Origin of the sequence: Acinetobacter sp. YH12086 (assembly GCF_013419345.1) — a bacterium.
Classification (GTDB): domain Bacteria; phylum Pseudomonadota; class Gammaproteobacteria; order Pseudomonadales; family Moraxellaceae; genus Acinetobacter; species Acinetobacter amyesii.
This window is the reverse complement of the sequence record NZ_VPAF01000002.1, coordinates 65,157-79,945: the sequence shown is the minus strand read 5'-3', so window position 1 is coordinate 79,945 and position 14,789 is coordinate 65,157. Positions and strand designations below refer to the sequence as shown.

The 14,789-nt window shown below is 39.2% G+C and carries 13 protein-coding genes; 4 read left to right on the top strand and 9 right to left on the bottom strand.

Annotated elements, in window-relative coordinates; genetic code table 11:
• Positions 1–51: 51 nt before the first annotated feature.
• From FTU29_RS03595 to acnD, 7 genes are all read right to left on the bottom strand, one after another.
• Positions 52–309 (bottom strand): hypothetical protein, encoded by a 258-nt coding sequence (locus FTU29_RS03595; protein ID WP_180021364.1) that lies wholly within the window; start codon positions 307–309, stop codon positions 52–54.
• A 105-nt stretch (positions 310–414) separates the two neighbouring features.
• Positions 415–624 (bottom strand): hypothetical protein, encoded by a 210-nt coding sequence (locus FTU29_RS03590; protein ID WP_180107296.1) that lies wholly within the window; start codon positions 622–624, stop codon positions 415–417.
• Between the two features lie 216 nt (positions 625–840).
• Positions 841–1,332 carry a DUF2569 domain-containing protein gene (locus FTU29_RS03585; protein WP_078192325.1) on the bottom strand — a complete coding sequence of 164 codons (492 nt, stop codon included), beginning with the start codon at positions 1,330–1,332 and terminating at the stop codon, positions 841–843.
• A gap of 148 nt (positions 1,333–1,480) precedes the next feature.
• Positions 1,481–2,056 carry a DUF4126 domain-containing protein gene (locus tag FTU29_RS03580; protein ID WP_111884815.1) on the bottom strand — a complete coding sequence of 192 codons (576 nt, stop codon included), beginning with the start codon at positions 2,054–2,056 and terminating at the stop codon, positions 1,481–1,483.
• A gap of 127 nt (positions 2,057–2,183) precedes the next feature.
• Positions 2,184–2,399 (bottom strand): hypothetical protein, encoded by a 216-nt coding sequence (locus tag FTU29_RS03575; RefSeq protein ID WP_111884814.1) that lies wholly within the window; start codon positions 2,397–2,399, stop codon positions 2,184–2,186.
• A 118-nt stretch (positions 2,400–2,517) separates the two neighbouring features.
• Positions 2,518–4,314, bottom strand: a complete 1,797-nt coding sequence (locus tag FTU29_RS03570) for a hypothetical protein (RefSeq protein ID WP_180120481.1) — start codon at positions 4,312–4,314, stop codon at positions 2,518–2,520.
• A gap of 84 nt (positions 4,315–4,398) precedes the next feature.
• Positions 4,399–7,017, bottom strand: a complete 2,619-nt coding sequence (acnD, locus tag FTU29_RS03565; protein WP_180120479.1) for a Fe/S-dependent 2-methylisocitrate dehydratase AcnD — start codon at positions 7,015–7,017, stop codon at positions 4,399–4,401.
• Between the two features lie 591 nt (positions 7,018–7,608).
• On the opposite strand from acnD, the gene FTU29_RS03560 reads away from it, so the two are divergent.
• The 3 genes from FTU29_RS03560 (at position 7,609) to FTU29_RS03550 (ending at position 11,952) form a co-directional block, all read left to right on the top strand.
• On the top strand, positions 7,609–9,708 hold the full coding sequence (locus FTU29_RS03560) for a multicopper oxidase family protein (protein WP_180120477.1): 2,100 nt from the start codon (positions 7,609–7,611) through the stop codon (positions 9,706–9,708).
• A 117-nt stretch (positions 9,709–9,825) separates the two neighbouring features.
• Positions 9,826–10,551: a folate-binding protein YgfZ gene (locus FTU29_RS03555; protein ID WP_257226892.1), complete on the top strand. Its 726-nt coding sequence runs from the start codon at positions 9,826–9,828 to the stop codon at positions 10,549–10,551.
• 201 nt (positions 10,552–10,752) lie between these two features.
• On the top strand, positions 10,753–11,952 hold the full coding sequence (locus tag FTU29_RS03550; protein ID WP_180120469.1) for a YgcG family protein: 1,200 nt from the start codon (positions 10,753–10,755) through the stop codon (positions 11,950–11,952).
• A 79-nt stretch (positions 11,953–12,031) separates the two neighbouring features.
• On the opposite strand, the gene FTU29_RS03545 is transcribed toward FTU29_RS03550, so the two are convergent.
• Together FTU29_RS03545 and FTU29_RS03540 are read right to left on the bottom strand one after the other, a co-directional pair.
• Positions 12,032–13,216 carry a sorbosone dehydrogenase family protein gene (locus FTU29_RS03545; RefSeq protein WP_180120467.1) on the bottom strand — a complete coding sequence of 395 codons (1,185 nt, stop codon included), beginning with the start codon at positions 13,214–13,216 and terminating at the stop codon, positions 12,032–12,034.
• Positions 13,217–13,422: 206 nt separating this feature from the next.
• Entirely contained in the window at positions 13,423–13,668 is a 246-nt protein-coding gene (locus FTU29_RS03540; RefSeq protein ID WP_078191141.1) for a hypothetical protein, read from the bottom strand.
• Positions 13,669–13,917: 249 nt separating this feature from the next.
• Between FTU29_RS03540 and FTU29_RS03535 the strand changes: the two genes are divergently transcribed.
• Complete coding sequence (locus FTU29_RS03535; RefSeq protein WP_180120465.1) at positions 13,918–14,724, top strand: tetratricopeptide repeat protein; 807 nt, start codon at positions 13,918–13,920, stop codon at positions 14,722–14,724.
• The last annotated feature ends 65 nt before the right edge of the window (positions 14,725–14,789 follow it).

The window sequence follows — 14,789 nt, the reverse complement described above, 5'->3', positions numbered from 1 at the left end:
CCTATCCATGTTCTGCAGATATTAGGGTTGATCTTTTCAACGTGGTGTTGGTCAATGAACTAAATAGCTTTGTACCCACTGTGCGCTAAACCACCAACCACTACATGCCGCCATACCACAGAGTAAATTGGCCAAAATTTTATTCATTCGGCTGAGGTCTGATGTATATATTTTGAGATTGATCAGATAAGCAATCACTGCATATACCAGTCCAATCGCCCCACCAATGATGATCAGGATCAAAGGCCATGCTGCATAGGCATGCGCCTCTGCTGGATATTTTGTAGAACGGATGGTTTCTGTGGTCATGCCGTATATCCTATTCATAACGCGATTACCTGTTTTAGTTAGCAATTTCTGCGCCATTTTTCTTGGGTATACAGCTTTATTTCAAGGTTAATGCATGTTGAATTTCTAGCTTTGACTACAGCATTTATCGCAACCGACCACTTTTTCTGTTGGCCAACTCATACGTGCACGCTTATAAGCGAGTTCGAAATTGGCAAAATAACCAATCAATATTTGCTGCTCAAACTGCGGCATGTCTACACATCCTTGCGTACCATTGTGAATTAAATGTGAGCCATTCATTAAGGCATTTTCATCGACTATAAATTTAATCATCTACCATTCCCCTCATTATTTTTTATAAAATTCAAAGATTAATAAATCCATATAAAAATTATGTGATTTATAATCACATACTAAAATTATGCCTTTATTGTTCAAAAATCAATCGGTATTTAAAGATTTTTTTAGCCGTCTCGTGGATAACTTAAACGCAGAATGATGTGCTCTTTTAGGACAGATAGTGAAATTGCTCGATAGTATTTTTTTCGCTTAAGCCGAGTGCTTGGAATGTTGAGTAAAGGTATTTTTCACTCGAACTGACATCAACAAATACGGCGTCCAAATCAGACAACCCATAGTACTCGTCGCTAACTGCATGATGGTCTCTGTATCAAATGCATTTTTATCGGTGAATAGCACACTCAAAATGGCACTATCACATAACTGTACCAATAAAAAACTTGCCATAAACGCAATATAGAATGTTGGAAAGTAAAGATGCTTACTAAAAAATAAGTAGACAGCACAAACTGAAAGTAAGAAAAATACAATATTTAAGATGCTTTCTATATAGAGTAAATACATCAGAGTTGGATAATAAAGTTCCGATTTTTGATCACTTATTTGACTTAACGCCTCATTTTGAAAAAGTTGATATAGGCTATAAATATCAAATGAAAGCAATAGTAGTGATAGGACAATTTTTATCCCCAACACAATAAGCCACCCGCCCAAACCTTTTAAATTCCTCTGATTGTTCATTTTTTTGTATCACTTCTTATAATTTTAATAATCTTTATCAAACGCTGAAAAACTCGGTTTCGGATTTTTATTTCTATATTTATTAAGCAAACACGCAGATCACTCACTCTAAAAGATGGATTCATTTTAGAGTGAAATGTTGATTGGTTTATAAAGGGGTGTCGACCTGTACAGTTCGTTTCTGACGAATGCGGCGAACCAGCCAGATCACGATTGCAATCACTAAGATCACAACAAAAAATGGAACTAAAAAGGCCAATACTGACAAGACTGCAGCACCAATCCACTCTCCAGTAGATAAGATGGGGTTTGCAACGCCACCTGTGGTTGCGGTAGATACACCACGCGCAGCGACAGTACTCATTTGCACTGCTGTTGCTGTACCACCACCGACAATAATTGCTGCCGCCCAACTGGCAAACTGTGACATTTCACCTGAGCTTACTGCCATTGTGGCAATCGTCCCTGCAATCATGGCTGCAGGTGTTGAAATGGTGTCGAGCGCATTATCTACCCAAGGAATATAGTACGCGGCAATTTCACAAACCGTCGCAATTGCTAAGCCAATACAAACCGCAGGCATAGACAACCATTCGAATCCTTTCATCGGTTCGAATAGTCCTAAAATGGAAGCAACACTCATCACCAATAAAGGTACAAAGACACGGAAGCCACAGGCAGCACTTAAGCCAATACCAATACACAGTCCTAATATTGTTTCCATGTGCTTCTCCGAACAGTTAAATGTGCAATTTGTTTTTATATATGCAGTGTTATACGTTAGCAAAAAGCCCTATCGAGTGATAGGGCTTTTCTTTCTAAACAGCGGATAACTGTTAGTGTTTTGCAGCTTAGGCATTCTTATTGTTAAATTGATTGCCTTGGCATTTGGTACACGGTGGTAAACGATCAGTACCAATTTCTAAGTAGACGCGGTGTCCGCATTGAACACAAAAATAGAAGCCTGTTCCGGGTTTTTGACCAGCAGTAACCATTTTTGTTCTCCATGTGTTTTTAGAAATGGTAGATTCAGTATAACCTTCTTGTGATGAATGTCTATTGGTCATTTCGACAATTGATAATGGCATTTAGGCAAAGCATTATTTCCATAGTAAATTTAAACGCCTTACATCGTGGTAATCCATTTTAACTTTCTAACGATAAACTATATAAATTGATTAACATTTACGCTGCACAATAAATTATTGGAATCACATTAGCTTCTTTTGTCGCATGTGAAAAAGACGATAAAATCCATAATAATTGAACAATATGTCCTCGAACAGGCAGTTTATTTTTTAATTTATTAAACTCTATTTGTATTGCTTGTTTTGATATAAAGTTACAACTTAAAATACATTTTCGATATAACTTATGATTTTTTAACAAAAAATCAATATCAGTACTAAAATTAGTTGTAGTTTTTCTAATTCTATCTATTTGAGTTTGAGTACCTTTTCCGCTCTTGTATTGTTTAAGCAAAGATGTTGTAACTTTATGATCAATTTGATTTTTTGAAAAAAACATGTTTCCTAAATTTTTTATACCTTGACCTACTACATCATGTAAGTTACTTGCTGATGTTGATTCATCTCCATGTTTAGAGTGAATAAAGCTGATACTTAAGTCAGTTAAATTTAAAGTTATGTGGTCTGCCCATTCATCACCTAAGTCATCGCAAAAAATATAGTCCTCATCAATACAAATATTTTCTACAAAACCAAACATAGAGTCAGCATCAAAAACTTTATGGGTATTTGTAAATGTTCCCTTTTCTGATACAACTTTTTCAATATCTTTCTGTGGTTGAAGCATTTCAAGAATACTATCTACTTCTGAAATACCAGATCTATCCTCAAAACAATTACCCATAAAATACATATACTTAGGATTATCAAACGTCACACTAAATAGTCCTTTCCTATTAATATAGGTTAGAAAATTTTCTAATTTACTATTCTCCTCAATTTTAATATTTTTTAATAAACTTTTACTTAAAATAGTTAATGTATTTTTATTAATTCTTAATTCTGAATTATCTTCAAAATTAATAACTTGCAAATCAGAGTTAATCTCATAAACTTTTTCAAGGTTACTAAATAGGTTAGCCTGAAATCTATCTGATAAGTTTACATATTTTTTTGATCGCTTTTTCTTATTCCCTATCACCTCTATTTTTATTAACTCGTACTTAAGTTTTAAAGTACCATCTAAAATATTATCAACAATTTGATATATATCAATTAGTAGTGCAGATGGTTTTGAACTTACAAGCACTTCTTTTAATTGAATTTTTTTAGCAAATAAACTTAAAAAATCATTTTGATCAGCTGTTTTAAGCAGTTGAATTTGAAGATTAGCCCAATTAACAATATCGTCAATAGATTGTCTAGCTGATGATTCAACTACACGTCCTGTACCTGAAATAGACTTTATACTACTTCCATCTCTTACTTTTATATGCGATGGAATAGAGCGCCCTGCTGCATGTGTTGATAATGTTCCTCTAAGATTTGATGCTTCATATGAACACCTACGTACAGCTTTATCAGATATAGTCATATTTCTGAGAGACATTTTCTGGAATTCAACATTGCTTCCAAACAATTTACTTAAATCTTGTGTTTGAATTAATTCAAACTTATCTTTTAAAATTTGTGAGAAGTTTGCGCAACTTTTACTTAACACAACTAAATAATCATCTATTTCAACTAAAATAATAAAAGCAAAGATTCTATCTTCAATATTATCATCATTAAGAAAATAGACTGGTTTGGTTGTTGGAAAAACCTTGGCTGTTAGCTTATATTCAACATTTCCCGTTGTAACTTTTATATCTTGAAAAACCTCAAGTATAAAATCTGAATCTTGCTCTTTATTTAAAGTAGCTTCATTCAGGACATCAGAAAGAATATTTTCATCTAAGCAATTATTCGTCTTATAAAACTGTACATTCTTTGTTAATTCCAATCTTTCAGGCATGAATTCCCCAATTCAAAATGAATAAAAAACACCCTAAAATATAGGGTGTTTTTTAAACAATTTCAATTATTTCAGCTTAAACTATCAAGCCACATTCCCTTCTAAAAAGTCCTGTGCAAAGCGTTGCAATACACCACCCGCTTCATACACATGTACTTCTTCTTCGGTATCCAAACGGCACGTTACAGGCACTTTAATGATTTCATTTTTGCCATCAGTCGTAGAACGTTCAATCACTAAAGTTAAATCAGAACGCGGTGCAATATTACCAATCACACTATACAACTCAGTACCATCAAGCTTTAACGTCTTACGGTCAGTTCCAGCTTTAAACTCAAGCGGTAACACGCCCATACCCACCAAGTTAGTACGGTGAATACGCTCAAAACCTTCCGCAACAATCACTTCAACACCAGCAAGACGCACACCTTTCGCAGCCCAGTCACGGCTAGAACCTTGGCCATAGTCCTTACCTGCAACAATGATGAGCGGTTGCTTACGATTCATATAGGTTTCAATCGCTTCCCACATACGCATTACTTCGCCTTCAGGCTCAACACGCGCCTTAGAACCCTGCTTGATCGTACCGTCAGAACGAACCACCATCTCATTGAACAATTTAGGATTGGCAAATGTTGCACGTTGAGCAGTCAAGTGATCCCCACGGTGCGTTGCGTATGAGTTAAAGTCTTCCTCAGGCACGCCCATTTTATGTAGGTATTCACCTGCTGCCGAATCCATCATGATCGCATTCGATGGTGATAAATGATCCGTGGTAATGTTGTCACCCAAAATCGCAAGAGGACGCATATTTGCCAAAGTACGTGGCGCAGCCAAAGCCCCTTCCCAATACGGCGGACGGCGAATATAGGTACTTTGCGGACGCCAGTCATATAACGGACTTGCTGCCTGAACACGCTCACCCAAATCAAACATTGGGATATACACTTTTTTGAATTGTTCAGGTTTCACTGCTTCTTTCACCAATGCATCAATTTCAGCATCAGACGGCCAAATGTCTTTTAAGTAAATTGGGTTGCCGTCTTTGTCATTACCCAACGCATCTGTTTCGATGTCAAAACGGATCGTACCTGCAATGGCATACGCCACAACGAGTGGAGGCGAAGCCAAGAACGCTTGTTTTGCATAAGGATGGATACGGCCGTCAAAGTTACGGTTACCTGAAAGTACCGCAGTTGCGTACAAATCACGATCAATAATTTCTTGTTGAATTTTTGGATCTAAAGCACCTGACATACCATTACACGTGGTACATGCATACGCCACGATACCAAAGCCGAGCTTTTCTAAATCACCGAGTACACCAGCTTCTTCGAGGTATAAAGCCGCAGCCTTAGAACCCGGTGCAAAAGATGATTTCACCCAAGGTTTACGCACAAGTCCTAACTCATTAGCTTTACGTGCAAGTAAGCCTGCTGCCACGGTATTACGTGGGTTAGAAGTGTTTGTACATGAGGTGATTGCTGCAATGATGATTGCGCCATCAGGCATTAAACCTTCAGCTTCTTGCGTACGTGCTGCTTCTAAGTTACCTGCAATGCCTTTCGCTTTTAAATCAGCGGTTGATACACGTGCATGTGGATTCGATGGACCTGCAATATTACGAGTGACTTGTGATAAATCAAAACGTAGTACACGCGGGTATTCTGCCGCTGTCATATCCGACGCCCAAAGACCAATTTCTTTGGCATAGCTTTCAACCAATTTCACTTGATCCGCTTCACGGCCTGTCAAAGTCAGGTAATCAATGGTGTTTTGGTCGATGTAGAACATCGCTGCCGTTGCGCCATATTCAGGGGTCATATTCGAGATCGTTGCACGGTCACCTACAGACATGCTGTCTGCACCTTCACCGAAGAACTCTAAATAAGCACCGACGACACGTTCTTTACGCAAGAATTCTGTAAGCGCTAACACGATATCAGTTGCGGTAATGCCTGCTTGACGCTGACCGACAAGCTCTACACCAATGATGTCGGGCAGACGCATCCAAGATGCACGTCCCAGCATCACGTTTTCAGCTTCTAGACCGCCGACACCGACAGAAATCACACCCAATGCATCAGTATGCGGCGTATGTGAGTCTGTGCCCACGCAAGTATCAGGGAATGCGACACCATCACGGTTTTGAATCACTGGAGACATTTTCTCCAAGTTGATTTGGTGCATGATACCGTTGCCCGCAGGGATCACATCGACATTTTCAAATGCTGTTTTGGTCCATTCAATGAAATGGAAACGGTCTTCGTTACGACGGTCTTCAATCGCGCGGTTTTTCTCAAATGCGTCTGGGTCAAAACCGCCAAACTCTACAGCTAGAGAATGGTCAACAATCAGCTGCGTTGGAACAACAGGATTGACTTTTGACGGGTCACCGCCTTGGTCTGCAATCGCATCACGCAAGCCTGCAAGGTCAACCAAGGCTGTTTGACCTAAGATGTCATGGCACACCACACGTGCAGGGTACCAAGGGAAATCGTGGTCTTGTTTGCGGTTAATCAGTTCTTTTAAAGACTGTTCTAAGATTGCAGGGTCGCATTTACGAACCAACTGCTCTGCAAGGACTTTAGATGTATATGGGAGTTTTGCGTATGCGCCTGGCTGAATATCTTCTACGGCTTGGCGTACATCGAAGTATTCTAGCTGGGTGCCTTGCAGCGGTTTACGGTAGTTGTTGTTCATAGCGTTCCTGCCCTCGGTCTTTCATTTTTTTGCGTTGTCTTTTTCATAGACAATTCATCTTTGTTCGATAGGCATACTACACTGCCGAAAACCCATTTCCCAAATCTCATATATTTCATAGAGTTAAATATAAAAACAGGGGTTTTTGAAATATTTAGTTACACTAACTTTGGAATATTCGCTCTAAATGTGAATTTTTTTGAAAAATAGCTGCAAATCCGCCTCATTCTTTAGTCTAAGGAAAATTGCACTGCATAATATTTAATCTAAACAGCAACCAAATTGATTAAAAATCAGTCTTATCAATTTTAGTATTTAATAATCAAGGCATGAAATTATTTTATTAGCTCATTGCGCCTCAAAGTCATAATGTGAATCAAAACACGGTTTTATTATTTATTTTATCTTAATTCTCAATTTATCCCTATTTGCAGGGATAGCGTCGAATCACCCCACTCTCAGATAATAAAAGCACGACATACAAGCACAGTAATTCGCTGTACTCGCCAAAATAATCACAATATTTACAAAACCTTAGCTAAATAAATCTGCGATTACTGTTCAACCGTCATTATGCTTTGGGGAAAGATCATGACAAAATTTAAAACCATCATTGGGGCTGGCTGCCTCTTAAGCTGTCTCAGCTTCATTGCCTGTGGCGACAACGACCAATCGACAACGGATTCGACGATTCAAGAAGAGGAAGTAGACTCACCGACTGTCATCTCGAATCCACCACGTTTGAAAGCCAATGCACAAGGTGAGCATGAACTGCTGATTGCCTATAAACGCCAAGCCTTATACGACCCTGAAACGGGTGAAAATGACCTATTACAGGTCAGAGGCTATCTGACTAAACCTGAACTCTGGAACTCTAAAAATAGCGATGGCAGTGTTTCTGATGTGTTGGTCGGCCCACAAATTCGTGCGAAACAAGGTGACAATTTAAAAATTCATCTGGTCAATCACCTCCCTGTTGAATCGACGGAGACCTGTCCAAGTCCAGTGACCAATATTAACCAAGGGAACTGTTTTAACACCACAAATTTACATACACATGGTCTTTGGGTTAGCCCGCAAGGAAACAGTGACAACGTATTTTTGAGCTTAAAACCTCAGCAAGATTTTCATTACGAATTTAAGATCGAACCGAATCATCCTGCGGGAACATTTTGGTATCACTCGCATGTGCATGGTTCAACCGCGATTCAGGTCTCAAGTGGCATGGCTGGCCCTTTGATTATTGAGGGAGAGAGGAAACCTGTCATTCGTCAGGGGCAAATTCAGCAGACTGGAGATTTGGACATCTTATGGAAAAATCAAAAAACCCAGCAGTATGACCATGAAAAAATCATGCTATTCCAGCAGATTCAATACAATGAAGATTGCGACAGCAATTTAAGCCAAGTGAATGGTACACCCTGCATCTATAGCTTAGAAGATTATTCAAAACTCGATATACCCACCTCATGGGCGGATGAAAATCGTTTTACCAGTATCAATGGCAAAATGTTTGGTGAAATTAAGGTGGATCAGAACCAATACCACCGCTGGCGCATGATTCACGGCGGTATCCGTGACACCATTGGTTTGACCATCAAAGAACTGCCTGATTCTGCGCTCTTTACCGCAGAGCAAACCCTGAGCGAATGTCAAAAGTATCAAAGCAAGTCGATGTCTTCACAGTTTAAAACGCTAAAAACATTACCGTTATATACCCTTGCACAAGACGGCTTGACCATGGGGAAAATCCAAAAGCAAGGGATTGAAATTTTTCAGCCGGGTTATCGCTTTGATGCCATGCTCTCTTTCCCGACCACCAATAAATACTGTGTATACGATGCCAAGCTGAATCTAGAAGATGAAATTAATGCGCCTGAATCAAGTCCATTACTTCGTCGCGCACCAGAAGAAAAACTCAATACACAGCTCCTCGGTTGGGTCAATGTGCAAGCAACTCAACTACCGCAGCAAACGCCGTTTAACTTCTTAAAAAGTCAGGCCACCCAACTAAAACTGGCACCAGAAGTGATTGCACAGCTCGAACAGGGTGATTTATCAGCCTTTATCTCGCATGCGAGTTTAATAACTGCTGAAGTCGATGAAATGCTCAAAACGATGGCGAAGCAAATCACCAACTTTGACATTCTGTTCAATACAGATGGCAGCTTTAAATTTGGTATTCGTCATGCCGAAGAAGGGACCTTGATCAGCTTTGGCGATGCCTACCATGATGAAGACCATACCCACCATAGCTATGTCCGCAAGCTTCCAATCGGGCAAACTCAAGAGTGGGAGTTAAGCAGTAATGTTGCCAGTCATCCCTTCCATATTCATGTCAATCCATTCCAAGTCGTGAAAATATTGAATGAAAATGGTGTCGATGTCAGTGCGATCGGCAGCTCAGATAAAGATGGTGCAGGAAATATTGACTCGCAATATCATGGAATGAAAGGCGTTTGGAAAGATACGCTCTTCGTCAAACAGGGCTATAAAATCTTTGTACGCAGTAAATACGAAAAATTTGAAGGCGACTTTGTGCTGCACTGCCATATTTTAGACCATGAAGATCAAGGCATGATGGAAACCGTGCGTATTTGTGGCGATCAATATGATTGTAATAGTGAACCGCCTTCACATCATTCCACTATGGATATGACTGCAAGCGATATGCCGACACACAGTCACTAAGACCGATCTCTGCTGTATAAAAGCCCATATCAATATGGGCTTTTTGTTTGCCTAACACTGCGGCTTGCTGCAAAATAACATGATTAATGATATCTAAAATTTATACTGAGGCTGGTCATGACAACGTCTATGGCATTCACATCTTTTTCACTCAACGGTGTCGATGCACAAAAATTTCTCCAAGGGCAAGTGACTTTGCATGTTGAACGCCTTGAAGAAAATGCAACACGTTATACCGCAATCTGCGACCTCAAAGGCCGTATTCATTTTGGTTTATGGCTCACCAAACACAGTGCTGAAAGTTTTTCTATTGTCACTACAGCAGATCAAGCCGAAGAATTTGCCAAACATATTAAAAAATATGGTGCATTTTCTAAGATGAAACTTGAAGAAACTGGTGCAGTTTTTCCTAGTTTAGTCGGTGATGAAACGACATTTGCTTCGGAACCGACGGATGTTGCAGCATGGGAAGTTCAAGCGATTCAAGCGGGTCAGGCCTATATTGACCAAGCCATTGAACATGTGTTCCAACCGCAAGAGTTACGTCTACATCAGCGTGAAGGCGTCCACTATGACAAAGGTTGTTATTTGGGTCAGGAAGTGATTGCACGTTTATGGTTTAAAGCCAAACCAAAAGCTTGGTTGCATGCAATTCAAGGCACGGGTACTGCTCCTGCACAAGGCGAACAGCTGAATAAAGGCGTACAAGTCGTCAATAGCGCGGCTGTAGATAATGGTTATGTAGCATTGGTTGTTGCTCGTCCAGAAGCTTTAGAAGAGTTAGATGTAACTGTTTTAGCATTGCCTGAAGCATTGAATGGTGATGTGGCACGTCCTGCTTAAGCATCTTAATTTTGAAAATAAGAGCCAAATTACAAAAGTTGTTTGGCTCTTATTCTGATTACTATTTAAAATTACAACAAAATATAAAGATTTATAAAAATGCTCATCCCTTTCCCATTTCGCTTTTTCTTATTGAATTGCCTCATTCTCTTCAGTTGTTTTATATCACCAAATATTTATGCCGAGATAGATTCAGCAGTATTGGAAGAGCTAAAAAATAGCAATGTGGTCGATCAAACCAACTCGCTTTCCCGCGATGAAATTGTCCAGTTAAAAAAGCAAAACGAGCAGCTTTATCAACAAAAGCATGTCGACTTTAAAATTTTAATTGTTCCTACTTTAGGTCAGATCAGTATTGAAGAATATGCTGAGCAAAGTTTTAACCGAATAAAAATTGGCGATAAAAACCTTGATAATGGCCTGCTGTTGGTCATTGCAAAAAATGAACGCCAAACACGTTTTGAAGTGGGTTATGGATTGGAAGGCGATATGCCAGATATTCTGGCTGGACGGATTCTCCGTAATAGCTTAGTGCCGCATTTAAAACATTCACAATATTACCTCGGCATTGCCCAAACGCAAATTCAAGTTGCCAAACTCTTCGGGCTTGATTTGCCCTTGGTGTCATTTGATCCTAAGCCCATTGAGCAACCTGCTTCCGAGGCAGTTTTGAGCATAGCAGAAACATATGATATGTCTGAGGATCTTTATCAATATGACTCAGCACCCAGCAATCATATTGATTTAGCTGAACCGTCTAAGCATCCAGTCAATTACATCATATTTGTGATTTGGAATGCGGTCATGAGTAGCTTGATCTTAATCTATATCATGCCACTTTATGGCTGCCTGAAAGCAGAGAATATTTTTGATAATGGGCTGAGGATGAAATTGGCGACTTATGGCACATTCCATCTGCTCTTTTGCTGGGTCATTACGGGGCAGCCTTTAGGTCTGATTATTCTCTGCAGTATGCTGATTTTTTTCTTCGTGCTCGTGCTGAATTATTATTGTCATTTTTACCTTCATTTTAAGAAATATGTACTGCAGCGTTTAAAATTAAATTGGATTTGGGTCTCAATCATTTACGTAGCTTCGGTCATTTCGCTGAGTTTTTTCACGCCAAATTCACTGGTGCCTTTAATGATGTTTTTGGCTTTTCTCCCCCTACTGGCTCGAACGCTTTGGGTTGCCATTCACAATAGTTTATATATACATAAGACACGTTATCCTGACGATCTTCAAAGCTTGTTTATATGGCCCTTACCGTGGTACTTCACCTCTATAGAGGATAGTGATAGCTCTGGCGGTAGTTCCAGCGGGTCTTCATCCAATGGCAGTTCTTCAAGCCGCAGTACCGGCGGCAGCTCAGGAGGTGGTGGTGCATCGAGTTCATGGTAATAGCTGAAAGGAAGTGACGATTAAAGATTAATTTTTAAAATCCAATCATTCACAGCCAAAGCCTAAAAACTTTGGCTTTTTAATCACTCATTTTTTCCCTCACATAATAAATCACCCCTGCCCGATCATCTGAAAAATAAAAAGATTTTTCATCGACCTTATAAATATCAGCAGGTCGCCCATGCACCGTTTTACCGACTAAAAAGCCATCCATAAAGGTTTCAAGTTTTTGTCCTTTACGCATCATTGCAATTTGATAGCCATGACCAATCGCCTCGTCGGTAGAGCCATGCAAAGCCACTAAAAAAGCATTTTTAATGGCGGTATCAGTATGGGGGTCATCAAAATAATCAAAACCCAATGCAGAGGAATGTGAAGGGAAATAAGTATAGGGCGATGGAACATTTTTACAGCCAGATGCACGTTTAAATTTAGGATCCGCTAATACTTTGCCCTGCCATGAATAACATGCGGGCCAGCCATAATCGGCATCCCGCTTTAACGCATAAAAAGTTTCATCAGGCTTTTTACTTCCCAAATGATCAGAACCTTGATTGGTCGCAAATAGAAATCTACCGATCCATTTTAATCCAACTGCATTACGCAAACCTGTCGCATAAATCCGTTGCTCTGAACCATCAGGATTCATCTCGATGACGGATGCTCGCACTTTTTCTTTTTCTACACAGGCGTTACAACTCGAGCCAACCGACACATAGATTTTTCCATTTCCACCGATAGCAATCGTCCGTGTCAGGTGCCAACCGCCGTATTTATAACTCAAACCATAATCTGGAAATGTCGCTAAAACTTCAGCCTTACTCGAAGGCTGAGTGTCTCCTTTACTAAATTTTTGCCGTGTCAGTTGATGCGTTTCCGCCAAATAGAGCCAATCCTGTCCTTGAGCATCGATATAAAACTGAACTGAATTTGGATTTCTCAAACCGGTCAGATAAGGAATGATTTTACCAAATTTACCTGTGTCAGCATTCCAATCATCCAATATATACACAGTACCTTTTTTATTATCTGTTAGATCATACATATCCGTGACAAACATTCTGCGATCAGGTGCTTGCGCAAAAAAGCGTACCCGTTTGAGACCTTCAGCAGCAGGAATGATCTCGAAATTTGCAGGCAAATTTAAAGAAAACTGCTTGCCATTTTTTAAATGGATTGGATGCGGAACAAGCTTGGGTTGTTGAGCCCAACTGGTTATTGAACAGACGAAACTAAGGATCAAGATGGCACTTATTTTTATCATATTTAAATACATCTCAATGAATCATGTATATCTGTATTCATCATAGATGCCTTGTATCTATTTTATTCAATTTATATTTTTAGAAAATATTATACTTTTGAAAATTAAGGTTTTTTAAATCATATACGCTGGTGCAGTACACAACAGTCAAAATAAGGAGGAACTTTATTCCCCCTCACGTCTTCGTTTTTAAATCATGATTTTAATCAAAATCCATGAAACAACTTATTCATATCTTTGCAGACATATTCTTTAAAATGATAGGCGCGCGCATGTTTGGCATCAAATTTAGCTTCCAAATCGCCTTTTTTGAAGATATAAACACGATCCTCTTTACTAACTAAAAACTCTGCGCCCAGTTTCATCAAAAGCGCATCAATTTTATCTTCATCTGCAATCGATTCATCTGCATTAATTTTATCGTAATTGCGTTTAATGCCTTTAATAAACATCGCGCTGCCTCTGAGAAAATAACAATGCGCGATTAAATCAGAGTCCTGCTTTTTTGCAAAGGCTTTTGATGCAATAAAGTCATGGCATTTAAAGTGCTAACGGCAATCAACATTATTTTATAAAAACGCTTTAAATCACAATTCCTCACTTTACATTTACGTAAATCTACCTATGATGTAAAAACCGACAAAAATAACCACCAAAACACATAAATGGAATTATGTGTATGATTTAAAAAAGGTTTCAAGATGAAAAAAATCCTACTTGCAAGCATTTTGGCAATGAGCACTCAATTCGCTTTTGCTGAAACTAAAACAGATGCCGTCGATCCTGAATTTGCTAAAGTGGAAGCTATGGTCAAGGCCAAAGATATGAATGGCGCCTACCAAACACTGAGCAAGCTTGCAGCAAAAGGTAATGCTCAGGCTATTTATAATTTGGGCTATCTTACTCAAACAGGTCAAGGCGTAGCGAAGGATGAGAAAAAAGCCATCCAACTCTATGAACAGGCTGCAGCCAAAGGCTACCCTGTTGCAAACTATGTTTTAGGTAAAAATTATGCAACGGGCACACTGGGCTTAAAACAAGACACCAACAAGGCCAAACAATATTTAGAACGCGCATCTTCGGCAGGTTTTGAAGATGCCTCCATCGACTATGCCATTTTACTTTTTGCAGAAAATAAACCTGAGTCAGATAAATTGGCACTCAGTAAACTTGATCCGCTGATTAAAAAAGGCAACTACCCTGCGATTCATGCCAAAGCACTTTATGACATCAGTGCAGGCTTTAAAGCTAAAAATGAAAAGCCTATTCAGCAAGGTCTAAATAGCATTCAAGAATTAGCAAAAAAAGGCTATGTCCCTGCATTGATGGCGGTGGGCAATATGTTTGTAAATGGCAATATCATCCCGCAAAATTTGCCTGAAGCTAAAAAAATATTTAGCGCATTAGCCAAAGAAAATATTCCGCAAGCCAAAGAATCTTTGGCAACCGTGGATAAAATGATTGCTGAACAAGCCAAAGCACCTAAAGCCAATGCGAAAAAGAGTTAATTAAGCATTAAAAAAAGCCCTGCACATGCAGGGCTTTTTCATGGGTTTAAGCAAATCTTGAGCTG